Origin of the sequence: Brucella sp. IR068 (assembly GCF_049065885.1) — a bacterium.
GTDB classification, from domain to species: domain Bacteria; phylum Pseudomonadota; class Alphaproteobacteria; order Rhizobiales; family Rhizobiaceae; genus Brucella; species Brucella intermedia.
The window spans coordinates 25,843-39,850 of sequence record NZ_JBAKHE010000012.1 but is presented as its reverse complement, the minus strand read 5'-3'; the positions used below and the strand labels follow the sequence as shown (position 1 = coordinate 39,850).

Sequence of the window (14,008 nt, the reverse complement as noted above, 5' to 3'; positions counted from 1 at the left end):
ACTTGCTACTGTCCGCGACAGAGCGAAATGCCTCACATTCGTTCGCGCTTCCGCTCTATCCGTTTGTTTTGCCGCATTTATGCGAAGTCAGGTGATTTCACCTGACTGCAAAATGCTCTACGAACTCGGGAAAAGGAGCATCGCGCATGGCACGCTGGCTGACAGTGATCGGGATCGGTGAAGACGGGTTTGATGGGCTTGGAAAAACCGCGCTTGCGGCTATCGCCTCGGCCAAGGCCATTTTCGGCGGCAGACGCCATCTGGATTTTCTGAACGATGGCATCAAAGCCGAACGCGTGGCCTGGCCGTCTCCATTCGACGAAGCTATCGGGATGATCGAGGCCTATCGCGGCCAGCCGGTCATCGCGCTGGCAAGTGGCGATCCGATGTTTTTTGGCGTGGGTGCAACTTTGGCCCGGCATTTTTCGCCGGAAGAATTGCTGGTTCTACCGCATCCGTCTTCGCTTTCACTGGCCGCGGCGCGGATGGGCTGGCCGCTCCAGGATGTCCGCACAGTCAGCGTGCACGGTCGTCCGTTTGAATTGCTGCAGCCGCATATCCTGCCCGGCGAGAAGCTCCTGGTGCTCAGCAATGACGGTACGACGCCAGCAAAAGCGGCGGCACTGCTCAAGGGCAAGGGGTTTGGCCAAAGCCGCATGACTGTTCTTGAGCATATTGGTGGCTCCAAGGAGCAACGTGTACAGGATATCGCCGAAAACTGGTCGCACGGGCGATGCGCCGATCTGAATGTTCTGGCAATCGAATGCATCGTCGCACCGGAAGCGAACGTGTTTTCGCCTGTCGTAGGTCTTCCCGATGAAGCGTTCGAGAATGATGGCCAATTGACCAAGCGCGACATTCGTGCCGTCACGCTGTCACGATTGCAGCCATTGCCGCGTCAACTGCTATGGGATGTGGGTGCCGGTTGTGGTTCGATTGGCATCGAATGGATGCGTGTTCATCCCTCGTGTCGTGCGATTGCCATTGAGGCCAGCGAACAGCGACAGGCAATGATCGAGCGAAATCGCGCCGCACTGGGCGTTCCCGGATTGCAGCTTGTCAGGGGGGAGGCGCCCCTGGCGTTGGCGGGCTTGGAAGCGCCAGACGCGATCTTCATCGGCGGCGGGGTGACGGATGATGGTGTGCTGGAAGCTTGCTGGAACGCCTTGAATCCGGGGGGTAGGCTGGTTGCCAACGCCGTGACCCTGCAAAGCGAAATGCTGCTTTTCAACTGGCGTGAAAAGTACGGCGGAGAACTGACGCGATTGTCGGTTGCGCAGGCTGGGGCGCTCGGTTCTTTCGATGTCTGGCGGCAGGCACTACCCGTCACGATTTATTGCGGGTTCAAGCCAAAATGATGACTTGAATAGTCATGTTATATTCGGGTAAGGCTGGGGAAATTGTTTCCCAAAGGAGGACGGGGCATGTCCGAACTCAACGCCAATACCCGCTTTGCGCTTACCAATGCCGGTCATGTGGTCAATCAGCTTCTCGATCATTTCGTCGAGCATGCCGACGTGCACCGTCAGGGCAGCACGGCAAAGCTGGTGCTGAGCTTCGGTCAGGCGGATGTGCAGTGGGACGATGAAACGGTCAGCGTCGATGTCTCCAGCGAGGACGAAACTGGCCTTGCCTATATGAAATATTCCATTGCCGAACATGTGCTGGAGTTTCTCGACAAGGGCAGCGCCAAACCGAAAATCATCTGGGAAGGCGATGGGGCTGCCGGACTGCCGCTGCCCTATTTCCGCGAGATGCAGGTCGTCTCGGTGTCGAATGTAACACCGCACATGCGGCGCGTTCGCCTGAAAGGCGAAAACCTGTTCCGCTTCTCGCAGCTGGGGCTCCATATCCGCCTTCTGTTTCCGCCCGAAGGCCTGGCAAAGCCGCAATGGCCCACAACCGGTGAAGATGGCCGTCCGGTCTGGCCCGAAGGCGCAGCCAAGCTTGCGACACGTGTCTATACGATCCGCAACATCGATACCGTCGCCGGATGGGTGGATATCGATATGGTCGTTCACGGCGATGATTGCGACGCACCGGGTTCCGGTTGGGCCCTCAGCGCCAAGCCGGGCGATATTGTCGGCATGACAGGTCCTGGCGGCGGCGATGCAGGTGAGGCGAAGTGGTATCTGCTCGCCGGAGACGAAACCGCTCTGCCTGCCATCGGACGCATTCTGGAACGGTTGCCGGAAGGAACCAAGGCGGTCGTACGGGTCGAGATCGGCAGCGCAGAGGAAGAGCAGGAACTTTTTTCGCGCGCCGATATCGATCTGCAGTGGCTGAACCGCAATGGCGCGGAAGCCGGAACGACGACCTTGTTGCAGGATGCCGTGCGGGCGGTCGAATTGCCGGAAGGCCAAGACGATATTTACGTCTGGGTCGGTTGTGAGTTCAACGCGTTCCGGTCGATCCGCACCTATATGCGCAAGGAACGCAATATTCCGAAGGATCGGCAGTTGATCGTCGCCTATTGGCGGCGCGGGCAGGATGGCGACACGCCGCGTAAGTCCGACGATTGATGCAATGAAAAAGGGGGCCCCGAGGTCCCCTTTGTTTTTAGTGTATCCTGAAACGGACCGCTTCTGCTTTACCTGCGGAAGCCTTCGCTCGCCCGCATCAGGTTCTTCGTATAGTCGGCATGGATATTGCCGCTGACAAGATCGTTTGCCTGCAGCTGTTCCACGACCTCACCATTGCGCATGACGGCAAGCCGGTCGCACATATGGGTGACGACGCCAAGGTCGTGGCTGACCATGACGAAGGTCAGGTTGCGGTCGCGCCGAACCTGTTCGAGCAGGTTCAGCACTTCCGCCTGAACCGAAGCATCGAGCGCGGAGGTCGGCTCGTCGAGCAGCAATATGCTGGGCTCGACGATCAGGGCGCGAGCAATGGCGATGCGCTGGCGCTGGCCGCCTGAAAGCTGGTGCGGATAGCGAAAGCGGAAGCCGGAACCGAGGCCGACTTCATCGAGCGCCTTCACGATGCGCTGTTCCGTATCGCCGACCCCATGGATGGCGAGCGGTTCCAGCAACAGCCGGTCCACCGTCTGGCGCGGATGCAGCGAGCCGTAAGGGTCCTGAAACACCATCTGAACGTTGCGATAGAACGCCTTGTCACGCGGTGTTTTCAGCAATTGCCCGTCGATACGGATTTCGCCGTCCTCGACAGGCGCCAGTCCCGCAACAGCGCGCAGCAGGGTGGATTTGCCCGACCCGGATTCACCCACGAGGCCGTAGGATTCGCCTCGAGCCACTTCGATGCTGACCGATTTCAGTGCATGGAAGTGGTCGAAATAGACGTCGATATTGTCGACGCTCAGTGCAGATGCCGTGCTCATAGCTTCCATGCCTCCTCACGCTGCAAGGTTGGCAGGGGATGGCGATCGGCTCCGATTTTCGGCATGCAATTCAGCAATCCTTGCGTATAGGGGTGTTTCGCATTGGCGAGGTCCTTGGCCGCAATTTCCTCGACGATCTTGCCCGCATACATCACGATGACGCGGTCGCAGAAGGAGGAAACGAGGCGCAGGTCGTGGCTGACGAAGATCAGACCCATGCCGCGTTCGGCAACCAGCTTGTCGAGGATGCCGAGCACTTCAAGCTGGACCGTAACGTCGAGCGCCGAAGTCGGCTCATCGGCGATCAGCATTTCCGGTTCGGCAACCAGCATCATGGCAATCATGACGCGCTGGCCCATGCCGCCCGAAACTTCGTGCGGATAGAGGCTCATGACGCGTTCAGCATCGCGGATCTGCACGGCTTCCAGCATGGCGATGGAGCGCCTGCGGATTTCTTCACTGCTGAACTTGCCGTGGGCCTTCAGCGTTTCGGCAATCTGCTTGCCGATGGTCATCACAGGGTTGAGCGAGTATTTCGGGTCCTGCAAAACCATGGCGATGCGTCCGCCACGCAAAGCGCGGCGTTCGCGTGCCGGTGCGTTCAGAAGATCGATGCCGTCAAATTCGAGTTTTTTGGCGGTGATCTTCGCATGCGGCGGGGTCAAACCCATGATGGCGCGGCCGGTCTGCGACTTGCCGGAACCGGATTCGCCTACGATGCCGAGGCGTTCACGACCCAGTTCGAAGCTGACGCCGCGCACGGCCTCGATTGCACCGGTGCGGGTCGGGAAAGTGACGCGTAGGTCTTCGACAGTCAGAAGAGGCTTCATTGGTTGTTACCCCGCGGATCGAGCGCATCGCGCAGGCCATCGCCCAGAAGATTGAAGCCGAGGCTGACGATGAGGATCGCGATACCCGGCATGGCGGCCACCCACCACTGGTCGAGAATGAAGCGGCGACCGGAAGCGATCATCGCACCCCATTCAGGCAGAGGCGGCTGTGCGCCGAGGCCGAGGAAGCCGAGACCGGCGGCGGTGAGGATGATGCCTGCCATGTCGAGCGTTACACGCACGATCAGTGACGATGTGCAGAGCGGCATGATGTGGCGCACGACGATGCGGATAGGCGAAGCGCCCATCAAACGGACGGCGGAGATATAATCCGAATTGCGCACGGTCAACGTTTCCGCACGCGCAATGCGCGCATATGGCGGCCACGAAGTGATGGCGATGGCGATGATGGCATTTTCGATGCCCGGTCCGAGAGCGGCAACGAATGCCAGTGCCAGGATGAGCTTCGGGAAGGCGAGGAAGATGTCGGTGATGCGCATCAGCACGGCATCCACCCAACCACCTGCATAGCCTGCAACGGTGCCGACCAGAAGGCCGATGGGAGCTGCGATGATGGCGACCAGCAGCACCACATAAAGGGTAAGGCGGGAGCCATAGATCAGACGCGAAAGAATATCGCGACCCTGATCGTCAGTGCCGAGCAGGTAACCCGGTGATCCCGGCGGCAACAGACGTGCATTGGCCAGATCGCCGGCGACCGGCGAATGCGGCGCCAGCACATCGGCCAGGGCTGCAACGACAAGAAGACCGATGATGATGAGGAGGCCAAGGACGGCCAGCTTGTTGGCGGTGAAGCGTCGCCAGACCATATAGGCACGGCCGAGGCGGGCTTGTGTGCGTGACTGTGGCCGCTCCGTAAGCAGCCATTCACGCCATGAGAGGTTGGAAGTATCTGTCATTTGGCTCATCGTGCGCGCGTCCTTGGATCGAGAAGCCGATAGAGAAGATCGGACACGAGGTTGAGCGCGATAAAGACCGACCCGATGACGATGGTGCCACCCAGAACGGCATTCATATCAGCGTTTTGCAGTGAATTGGTGATGTAGAGTCCAAGGCCGGGCCAGGAGAAGATGGTTTCGGTCAGCACCGAACCTTCCAGAAGTCCGGCATAGGAAAGCGCGATCACGGTCACCAGCGGTACGGCGGCGTTGCGCAGTGCGTGGCCCCAGATGATGCGAGTTTCCGAAATGCCCTTGGCGCGCGCTGCAATGATATACTCCTGTTCCAGCTCGTTGAGCATGAAGGAACGGGTCATGCGGCTGATATAGGCAAGCGAGAAATAGCCGAGCAGCACGGATGGCAGGATAAGGTGGGAGACAATATCCTTGAGGGCTGGCCAATCGCGCTGGAGGATCGCGTCGATCAGGTAGAAACCGGTGATCGGGGTGAAGGTATATTCGAATGTGATGTCGATGCGTCCGGGACCAGAGGTCCAGCCTAGCCGTGCATAGAAGATCAGAAGCGCAAGCATGCCGAGCCAGAAGATCGGCACCGAATAGCCGACAAGGCCGATCACGCGCACGATCTGGTCGACAATGCTGCCGCGCTTGACCGCAGCGAGAACGCCGAGCGGAATGCCGAACAGGGCGCCGATGATCGTGCCGACGGTGGCGAGTTCCATCGTAGCCGGGAAAACGCGGCGAATATCGGTCATGACGGGGTTGGTGGTCAGTACCGAGGTGCCGAAATCGCCCTGCAGCACGCCCTTCACGTAGAGAAAGAACTGCTGGTAATAGGGCAGGTTGAAGCCCATTTCTTCCCGCACGCGGGCGACGACATGCGCTGGAGCGCGGTCGCCAACGATGGCAAGCACGGGATCAATCGGCACAACGCGGCCGATGAAAAAAGTTACGGCCAGAAGGCCCAGATAGGTCGTGACGACGATACCCAGAAAACTGGCTATCGATGCGGCAAGGGCCGTTGAGCGCCGCGGCGCTCGCCTTACCTTTTTGGTAGTGACAGTGTTACTCAATGTTTTGACCGCTTCCGACAGTGAGAGCCTGTTCCAAAAGTCGCGCCTTGAGTGGCTGCAAATGGCAATTTTTTGCGTTCCGGTGCACATGTACTTTCAAGTACACTCCGTCGCGGAACTCAAAAATCATCATTCTCGCACACTCATGCCGCCTTTTGTTTCAGGCTCAGAGAGCGTTTCAGGACATCTGTCGCTCCGGAAAGCCGGATCGGCAGCGCTGAAAATTTCGTGGAGCGGCTTTCCTTATTGATTCAGAAAACCGCTCCATCCCGTTGATTTAAAGCCGTTTCAGCACGTGGTTGTTTCCACACGCCGAAGCATGGCCGACTATTCCTTGCTGACGTTCGCCAGGAAGTTGGAGTCGAATGTCGGGCCGAGCTTGTAGCCCTTCACATTGCCGCCAATGCCGGCGACTTCAACCTGCTGGAACAGCATGACGAACGGGCTCTGGTCGAGCGCTTCCTGCTGCAGCTTCTTGTACTGTTCGGCGCGCTTGTCGTTGTCCCGTTCCAGAAGAGCAGCCTGCGTCTGCTTGGTCAGCTCCGGAATGTCCCAGGCGTTGCGCCATGCAAGCGTCTTGGTCGAGGCGTCGTCGCTGTTGTCCGGGTTGCTGGTGAAAGCTTCAGCGTTGGAATTGGGGTCCCAATAGTCCATGCCCCACTGGCCGATATACATATCGTGGTTGCGGGCGCGATACTTGGTCAGCGTCTGCTTGCCGTCGCCGGGGATGATTTCGATCTTCACGCCGGCCTGTGCAGCGGTCTGCTGGAAGGATTCGGCAATGCCGGTGACCGGCTGACCGTTACGCACGTCGAACGTAACCGAAAGACCGTCCTTCAGACCGGCCTTGGCAAGCAGTTCCTTCGCCTTGGCGACGTCGAGCTTGTACGGCGCAGCATCGAGAGCGCCAAGAACGCCCTTGGCCTGATAAGTCTGGCGGATTTCGCCGATGCCCTTGATGAGCGTCGAACCGATTGCATCGTAATCGACCAGATATTTGAAAGCTTCGCGAACTTCAGGCTTGGCCAGGTTCGGGTTCTTTTGGTTGAGGCTGATGTAATAGACTGTGCCCTTGGCGGCGCTGGTCGTGGAAAGCTTGTCGTTCTTCAGGACAGCTTCGTAGTCGCCCGGTTCCAGATTGCGCGCCACATCGACATCGCCGGATTCGAGCATCAGGCGCTGCGTCGCGCTTTCCTTGACGTGACGATAGAAGACGCGCTTAAGGTTGGCCTTTTCGCCATAGAAATTGTCGTTGCGTTCCAGAATGACGACTTCATTGGCGCGCCATTCGCGGATCACGAACGGGCCGGAGCCTGCCGATTTGGTTTTCAGCCATGCATTGGCGTAATCGGTTTCGTACTTGTACTCGTCGGTCGGCGTCACCTTCTCGGCATGTTCTTCGAGAAGCTTCTTGTCGACGACTGCGGCGACGGTCGCGGTCAGGCAGTTCAGCACGAAGCTTGGTGCATAAGGCTTGTCGACGGTGAAAACGAAGGTGCTGTCGTCAACGGCTTTCGCCTTTTCGTTGACGTTATCCTTCGTCAGGCCGAACTGGGTCAGGATGAAGGCCGGGCTCTTGTCGAGACGCACGGCACGCTCAAAGGAGTAGGCAACGTCGGCAGAAGTGATCGGGTTGCCGGAAGCGAACTTGATGTCCTTCTTCAGCTTGAACGTATAGGTGAGGCCGTCGTCGGAAACGGTCCAGCTTTCGGCGACGCCCGGAACGACCTTCGACGTGTCGTTGATGTCGAGACGGACGAGCATGTCATAGGCGTTACCGATGAATTCAGCCGGGCTCAGTTCGAAAGACTCGGCCGGGTCCAGCGTGATCGTGTCGTCGATGGCCCATGCCTGGACCAGCGTATCGGCCGGCGTGGCGGACCAGGCCGGATTTGCAGCCAGCACGGCCGCAAGTGCCGCACCGGCAGCCAGAATACGAAAACGTCCGAAATGCATCATGTTAGAGTTCCCTTCCTGTGATTTTGTTTGGGATTTTGTCTTTGTTCCTGCGCGTCCTGTTCCGATAACCGTTCACAGGATGCGCTCCAGATCACGCTGCTTCGTGCCAGGCCTGTTTCAAAACGCGTATCCAATTGCCCCGGCAAATTTTTGCCAGCTCTTCTTCACCATATCCCGCTTTCCGCAAAGCTGCGACAAGGTTTTGCGTGCCGGCCGCATCGCCGATTTCCGCTGGAATTGTTGCACCGTCATAGTCCGAACCAAGCGCCACACAGTCGATGCCCATCCGTTCGACCATGTAATCCACGTGGCGCACCACATCGGAAAGCGGCGTGTTGGAGTCTTCCTTGGCATCGGCGCGCAGCATCGTCGTGGCGTAGTTCAGTCCGGCAAGGCCTTTGCTCTCGCGAATGGCATCAAGCTGACGGTCGGTCAGGTTGCGTGCGACGGGAGTAAGGGCGTGTGCATTGGAATGGCTGGCAACCAGCGGCTGATCGCTCAGTTTCGCCACGTCCCAGAAGCCTTTTTCGGTGATATGCGCCAGATCGATCAGAATGCCCTTGGCATTGCATGCCTTGACGAGGCGCTTGCCCGTATCCGTCAGGCCAGGGCCGGTGTCGGGGCTCATCGGGTAGGCGAACGGAACGCCGTGAGCGAAGATATTGTTGCGGCTCCAGACAGGTCCGAGCGAACGCAGGCCCGCGGCGTAAAAGACTTCAAGCGCGGCCAGATCTTCATCGATGGCTTCGCAGCCTTCCATGTGCAGCACGGCGGTGAATGTGTCGCTGTCCAGCGTCTCGTCGAGATCGCGGCCATTGCGGCAGAGCTTCCAGCCGCCAGCGGCTTCCAGCTTGAGAGCAATGGCAGCGATATCGAGAGCGATATCGAGGGAGGGGCTGCGTTCCAGCGGTGGCGAAAGGGGCGTTTCATAATGGCCATTCGCGTCCGGCTTGCCCAGTTCGATATGCTCGCCCGAGGGAACATAAATGGCGCATATGCCGCCAGCGAGACCGCCTTTAAGAGAGCGGGGGAGATCGATATGGCCGCTATCCGTTCCGTCGATAAATTCCCTGATCGGGTCTTCGCCCTTGCGGGCATTTTCCCAAAGCCGCAGAAGGACATCATTATGTCCGTCAAAAACGCGCTGCATTCTTTCATTCCTGACTGCATGGCCTGCGGAAGCAGAACCACATATCCAAGTGTTCAGGCGCGGGAGAATTAAACGGCAAGGTAAGACAACCTCCCGATATGATGGTTGAACTTTTCGCTCTTATTGTTCCCCGCAATCCACTCGCAATTTATAAGCGGTGAGTGCCTGTCGGAGTCAAGCCATCCGATGACGTAGTCAGACTGCGAAATGAAGATAAATTTATGCAAAACGAAAGGGCTGCGCCGTGAAACGCAGCCCTTTGTGCAAAAGGCGAATTGCTTGATGCGAAAACAGAATGAAGTTTCGCATCGATCAAGAGGTCTAGAACTTGTAGTTCAGGCCAGCCTTGATCGAATGGTTCTTCAGATTGTTGCGCTGCTCCACGCCGTTGACGCGGGACTTCACATCGCTGAAGCGCTGGAAGTCATACTCGGCCTTGACGGAAAGCGGGCCGGTCAGTGCCTGCTCGACACCGGCGCCGATCAGTGCGCCGCCTTCCCAGCCGGGGGCCGAGGTGGTGTTGTCCTTGGCCTTGAAGCGGGTCACACCGTAGCCGGCGGTGCCATAAACCAGCGTCTTGTCGAAAGCATAGCCGACCTTGCCCTTGGCATTGCCGTTCCACGATTGCTGGAGGCTGCCGCCATGGCCGATGCGATGCTCCGCTTCGGCGAAGTTGCCTTCGAGTTCCGCACCGAACACGACATTGCCGCTCTGCATGTTCTTGCCGACAACAACGCCGCCCAAAGCGCCGGTGCGGTTGGTGAAGGGGCCGGGAACCTTGGACGAGGAAGCGCCGATCTGTGCGCCGATATAATTGCCGGACCAGTCATGCGGACCGCTGGCAACCGGATCGTTATAGGAATAGTCCGTTGCTCCCATCATGTCGGCAGCGAAAGCCGACCCTGCAAAAGCAACGATTGCGGCGCCAAGCGCCACTGCTGTGATAGAACGCTTCAACATTTTTTACTCCGATTTTCCCGTCGAAGAACGCTGGCGGGAAACATGCCTGAATTCATTATTGCCATCGAAAGGCCTTGCCTTCGCTCTGGCTTCCGTCTCACCTCTGATTGTGTCCAAATTTAAGAAAATTCGAGCGATTTCCATGCATTGCGCAGCCATTCCTTGCGCTATGCTTAACAATTGGTAACGGCTTGAGGTGGATGCGCTGTCAGATCAATCCCAACCCGCGAAAGCTGGCATGACCGTGCTTTCCGACGATGACGTGGTCGTGCACCGTGATGTTGAGCGCCTTGGCGGCATTGACGAGTTGCCTGGTCATGTCGATATCGGCGCGCGATGGGGTCGGGTCGCCGGACGGGTGGTTGTGGACCAGGATGATGGCGGTCGCGGATAGTTCCAGCGCCCGTTTGACGACCTCGCGCGGATAGACGGGCGTATGATCGACCGTGCCGGTCTGCTGCACTTCATCGGCAATCATCTTGTTCTTCTTGTCGAGGAACAGGATGCGGAACTGCTCACGGGTCTCGTAGGCCATGGCGGTGGTGCAATATTCGATCACCTGATTCCATGAGCCCAGAACCTCGCGCTCCATGACCGTGCTGCGGGCGCTTCGCTTGGCGACGGCTTCCACAAGCTTGAGTTCATGCGCGACGGTGGGCCCGGCACCGGGAACTTCGGCGATCAGTTTTTCGGGGGCGGCCAGCACTTCGGCAATCGAGCCGAACCGGGTCAAAAGCGCCTTGGCGAGCGGCTTGGTGTCCGCGCGCCGAATGGCGCGAAACAGCAGCATTTCGAGCAATTCATAATCCGCGAGCGCGTCGGGAGTTTCCCTGAAACGCTGTTTGAGACGATCGCGATGCCCGGCGTAATGCGGCTTTTCGATTTTTGGCGTCAGTTGCAGCGTATCGCTGAAGCCGGGCATCTGCGCATTACCCGTCTCGGTCTTGCTCTTTGCCATACTGTTTAAACCCCCGCAAAAACAGACCAGACAATTATCGAGATGATATCACTTCGACGTCATCTCATGGAAGGCGGTCCGAAGACGTTGGCTGGGGAGAGAGTGAATATCTCGCAGCCGTCTTTCGTGACGCCGACCGTATGTTCATATTGCGCCGTCAGCGACCGGTCCCGTGTAACGGCCGTCCAGCCATCGGCTAGAACCTTCACATGCGATTTGCCGAGATTGATCATCGGCTCGATGGTGAAGATCATGCCTTCCTTGATTTCCACCCCTTCATTAGGCGTGCCGTAGTGAAGGATATTTGGTGCGTCATGGAACAGTTGTCCGACGCCGTGGCCGCAGAAATCGCGCACGACAGAACAGCGCTCGCCTTCGGCATAGGTTTGGATCGCCGCACCGATTGCACCGGTCTTGGCGCCCGGCTTGACGGCTGCGATCCCGCGCAAAAGGCTTTCATAGGTGACTTCCAGCAGCCGCTCGGCGGCGCGCTTGATTTCGCCTACCGCATACATGCGGCTGGAATCGCCGTGCCAGCCATCAAGGAGATAGGTGACGTCGATATTGACGATATCGCCCTCGCGCAGCGGCTTGTCGTTCGGAATACCGTGGCAGACGACGTGATTGATCGACGTGCAGGTCGATTTCGTATAGCCGCGATAGTTCAACGTTGCCGGAAACGCGCCGTGATCCATGCCGAACTCGAACACGAAGCGGTCGATCTCGTTGGTGGTCACACCTGGCTTGACGATATCGTTGAGGGCATCGAGACAGCGTGCCGTCAGATTGCAGACCGTGCGCATACCCTCGAAAGCCTCGGGGCCATAGAGCCTGATCTGGCCCGTATATTTCATGGGTGCACTTGTCGCTTCGATATAGGTTACCATCACTCGATCCGTCTTAGACCTTAATCATTCAATTGGCACCAGTTCAGTGGCGTCAATGCTGTTATCCGTTATGTGGCACCGAACGGCCCAGGCCTCAACCCCGTTTGCACGCGCATGTTCAAAAGCGCGTGCGTAAGTGGGATCGAGATCGCCGGAAATGCTGAATCTGCTGCAATCGTTTCGCTGGATAATAAACAGCATCACGCCCCGATGACTAGCGGCAACCACGTCGATCAGTTCCTCAAGGTGCTTCGCTCCGCGCGCCGTCACCGTGTCGGGGAACTCCGCCAGTCCGAGCGTGCGAATGAAATGTACATTTTTGACCTCGACATAGGCCCGCTGGCGGGGGCCGTCATCCAGCAGAAGATCAATGCGCGAATTCCGGCCATATTTCTGCTCGCGCTTGAGGCTGGCATATCCTGAAAGGTGCGGAATGAGACCTTTCACGATCGCTTCTTCGGCGATTCTGTTGGGCAAGCCGGTGTTCACGCCAACCAGCGTATTATCCGCTTCGACAATCTGCAGCGTATGGGCATATTTGCGGTGAGGGGCATCCGAAACACTCAGCCAGACGCGGGAACCTGGAGCGCTCAGTCCGAGCATCGAACCGGTGTTGGGCACGGACGCTGTGATGAACCGCCCGTCATCCAGCGTGACGTCGGCGAGAAATCTTTTGTAGCGGCGTTCCAGCCTGCCGGTGACCAGAGGCGTTTGAAAAATCATGCGCCGATGTAGAGCAGTTCGGCGCGTATGCGAAAGGCTTTTCTGACAGCTTCGCGGAAATAGCCAATATAGGCGGTGGCGGTCAGAAAAGGGCCTTGATGACGTCGGCCCAGCTCATATCCGCACCGAGAGCCATTGCCGCAGCAACCAGGCCGGCGCCGAGAAAGGTGAGAGTGGTTCTTGTTTCGCTTGTCATTATTCTTCCCCATTAAATCAGTCATTTGAAACTGGGAGGAATTTCGCGGGAAAATTTGCCCGGATTGTGATGCGATAATGGCTATTCCGGGCAATTTGCGGGCATTTTACGGATAGGGTAAACGCTGCCGCCTTTGCTATTGCCTTATCCACTCGAAGACGAGTTCCTCGCGAAAAGCGAAGCGGACAACATGGCTCGCCACGACTTCTTCGAGGCGGGCAAGGTTTTCTTCCGATGTTTCGACAGTCGTGGTCAGTTTTTCAGCATCGGCATCGAGAATCACGAGACGATTCTCGCCAAGATCGATCGTGCCATGTTCAGGAGAGAATTCGACCGCGAATTTGTGCGCCCAATGCTTGCAGAGCTGCTGCAGGTAACGGCTGGCATGGGTGGTGGGAACGATTGCTGTTGCTTTCGGCATCATGCTGTCCTTTCAAAAAGGTTGCAGTCCGGCGCGTAGCAACATCCTGGCAGTTCAGCCAGTAATATTTGCGTCAATTTCGAGGGAAAAGAAAAACCAGCAATGGTACGCCCAAGGGGAATCGAACCCCTGTTTCCGCCGTGAAAGGGCGGCGTCCTAACCGCTAGACGATGGGCGCCCGTTGCTGGTGTGGGGCGCTTATAGTCAGGAAATTTCCGACATGCAAGCCCCTTTTTCACTTGTCTGTGAATAAGTTTTGACAGCGCAAAACAGAGCACATCGAGTGCTAACAGATTGAATTGTAAGGGGAAAAGAAAAAACCAGCAATGGTACGCCCAAGGGGAATCGAACCCCTGTTTCCGCCGTGAAAGGGCGGCGTCCTAACCGCTAGACGATGGGCGCCCGTTGCTGGTGTGAGTGGGCTTATATTGAGGAAGGTTCTGACTCGCAAGCCCAAAAAACACTTTTCTGAAAAAAATCGAATGTACTGCAAAAATGGGGAAAATCCCTGCGGCCGATTTTGTTACTCGGTTGAAAAATAAAGACAAAAGAAAAAGCCGGATCGGGTGATCCGGCTTTAAGTGTTCAGTG

Annotated in this window: 13 protein-coding genes and 2 tRNA genes; 2 read left to right on the top strand and 13 right to left on the bottom strand. The window is 57.6% G+C overall.

All coding sequences use genetic code 11. The features are described 5' to 3' along the window. Nucleotides 1–146 precede the first annotated feature (146 nt). Both ACOWVS_RS18250 and ACOWVS_RS18245 read left to right on the top strand, forming a co-directional pair. Nucleotides 147–1,358, top strand: a complete 1,212-nt coding sequence (locus ACOWVS_RS18250) for a bifunctional cobalt-precorrin-7 (C(5))-methyltransferase/cobalt-precorrin-6B (C(15))-methyltransferase (RefSeq protein WP_021585978.1) — start codon at nt 147–149, stop codon at nt 1,356–1,358. A 66-nt stretch (nt 1,359–1,424) separates the two neighbouring features. Then, nucleotides 1,425–2,522, top strand: a complete 1,098-nt coding sequence (locus tag ACOWVS_RS18245; protein WP_021585977.1) for a siderophore-interacting protein — start codon at nt 1,425–1,427, stop codon at nt 2,520–2,522. A 68-nt stretch (nt 2,523–2,590) separates the two neighbouring features. Here the strand turns inward: ACOWVS_RS18245 and ACOWVS_RS18240 are convergent, their stop codons facing one another. The 13 genes from ACOWVS_RS18240 to ACOWVS_RS18180 form a co-directional block, all read right to left on the bottom strand. After that, a complete protein-coding gene (locus ACOWVS_RS18240) occupies nt 2,591–3,340 on the bottom strand; it encodes an ABC transporter ATP-binding protein (RefSeq protein ID WP_025090430.1) in 750 nt (249 codons plus the stop codon). Beyond that, nucleotides 3,337–4,170 carry an ABC transporter ATP-binding protein gene (locus ACOWVS_RS18235; protein ID WP_006467081.1) on the bottom strand — a complete coding sequence of 278 codons (834 nt, stop codon included), beginning with the start codon at nt 4,168–4,170 and terminating at the stop codon, nt 3,337–3,339. Before ACOWVS_RS18235 ends, ACOWVS_RS18240 begins: the two co-directional genes overlap by 4 nt. Continuing rightward, entirely contained in the window at nt 4,167–5,099 is a 933-nt protein-coding gene (gene nikC / locus ACOWVS_RS18230) for a nickel transporter permease (RefSeq protein ID WP_025090428.1), read from the bottom strand. The genes ACOWVS_RS18235 and nikC overlap by 4 nt, the downstream gene beginning before the upstream one ends. Beyond that, nucleotides 5,096–6,163 (bottom strand): ABC transporter permease, encoded by a 1,068-nt coding sequence (locus tag ACOWVS_RS18225; RefSeq protein WP_025090427.1) that lies wholly within the window; start codon nt 6,161–6,163, stop codon nt 5,096–5,098. The genes nikC and ACOWVS_RS18225 overlap by 4 nt, the downstream gene beginning before the upstream one ends. 327 nt (nt 6,164–6,490) lie before the next feature. Beyond that, nucleotides 6,491–8,122, bottom strand: a complete 1,632-nt coding sequence (locus ACOWVS_RS18220; RefSeq protein WP_006467078.1) for an ABC transporter substrate-binding protein — start codon at nt 8,120–8,122, stop codon at nt 6,491–6,493. Between the two features lie 91 nt (nt 8,123–8,213). Beyond that, nucleotides 8,214–9,272 carry a dipeptidase gene (locus tag ACOWVS_RS18215; protein ID WP_021585973.1) on the bottom strand — a complete coding sequence of 353 codons (1,059 nt, stop codon included), beginning with the start codon at nt 9,270–9,272 and terminating at the stop codon, nt 8,214–8,216. 321 nt (nt 9,273–9,593) lie between these two features. Next, nucleotides 9,594–10,232, bottom strand: coding sequence for an outer membrane protein (locus ACOWVS_RS18210; RefSeq protein WP_006467076.1), 639 nt, complete (start codon nt 10,230–10,232; stop codon nt 9,594–9,596). 208 nt (nt 10,233–10,440) lie between these two features. Further along, complete coding sequence (radC, locus tag ACOWVS_RS18205) at nt 10,441–11,190, bottom strand: RadC family protein (protein ID WP_021585972.1); 750 nt, start codon at nt 11,188–11,190, stop codon at nt 10,441–10,443. Between the two features lie 59 nt (nt 11,191–11,249). Next, nucleotides 11,250–12,077 carry a type I methionyl aminopeptidase gene (gene map, locus ACOWVS_RS18200; RefSeq protein ID WP_021585971.1) on the bottom strand — a complete coding sequence of 276 codons (828 nt, stop codon included), beginning with the start codon at nt 12,075–12,077 and terminating at the stop codon, nt 11,250–11,252. 24 nt (nt 12,078–12,101) lie between these two features. Further along, the gene (gene sfsA / locus ACOWVS_RS18195) at nt 12,102–12,800 is read right to left on the bottom strand and encodes a DNA/RNA nuclease SfsA (RefSeq protein WP_021585970.1); all 699 of its coding nucleotides are present in this window, start codon (nt 12,798–12,800) and stop codon (nt 12,102–12,104) included. 332 nt (nt 12,801–13,132) lie between these two features. Beyond that, nucleotides 13,133–13,417, bottom strand: a complete 285-nt coding sequence (locus ACOWVS_RS18190; protein ID WP_031346339.1) for a DUF2218 domain-containing protein — start codon at nt 13,415–13,417, stop codon at nt 13,133–13,135. Between the two features lie 103 nt (nt 13,418–13,520). Continuing rightward, nucleotides 13,521–13,595, bottom strand: a tRNA-Glu gene (locus ACOWVS_RS18185). Between the two features lie 149 nt (nt 13,596–13,744). Beyond that, nucleotides 13,745–13,819 (bottom strand) — tRNA-Glu (locus ACOWVS_RS18180). Nucleotides 13,820–14,008 lie beyond the last annotated feature (189 nt).

Coding starts and splice junctions, on each gene's coding strand:
- ACOWVS_RS18250 (WP_021585978.1), top strand. CDS start 147: ATGGCACGCTGGCTGACAGTGATCGGGATCGGTGAAGACGGGTTTGAT.
- ACOWVS_RS18245 (WP_021585977.1), top strand. CDS start 1,425: ATGTCCGAACTCAACGCCAATACCCGCTTTGCGCTTACCAATGCCGGT.
- ACOWVS_RS18240 (WP_025090430.1), bottom strand. CDS start 3,340: ATGAGCACGGCATCTGCACTGAGCGTCGACAATATCGACGTCTATTTC.
- ACOWVS_RS18235 (WP_006467081.1), bottom strand. CDS start 4,170: ATGAAGCCTCTTCTGACTGTCGAAGACCTACGCGTCACTTTCCCGACC.
- nikC (WP_025090428.1), bottom strand. CDS start 5,099: ATGAGCCAAATGACAGATACTTCCAACCTCTCATGGCGTGAATGGCTG.
- ACOWVS_RS18220 (WP_006467078.1), bottom strand. CDS start 8,122: ATGATGCATTTCGGACGTTTTCGTATTCTGGCTGCCGGTGCGGCACTT.
- ACOWVS_RS18215 (WP_021585973.1), bottom strand. CDS start 9,272: ATGCAGCGCGTTTTTGACGGACATAATGATGTCCTTCTGCGGCTTTGG.
- ACOWVS_RS18210 (WP_006467076.1), bottom strand. CDS start 10,232: ATGTTGAAGCGTTCTATCACAGCAGTGGCGCTTGGCGCCGCAATCGTT.
- radC (WP_021585972.1), bottom strand. CDS start 11,190: ATGGCAAAGAGCAAGACCGAGACGGGTAATGCGCAGATGCCCGGCTTC.
- map (WP_021585971.1), bottom strand. CDS start 12,077: ATGGTAACCTATATCGAAGCGACAAGTGCACCCATGAAATATACGGGC.
- sfsA (WP_021585970.1), bottom strand. CDS start 12,800: ATGATTTTTCAAACGCCTCTGGTCACCGGCAGGCTGGAACGCCGCTAC.
- ACOWVS_RS18190 (WP_031346339.1), bottom strand. CDS start 13,417: ATGCCGAAAGCAACAGCAATCGTTCCCACCACCCATGCCAGCCGTTAC.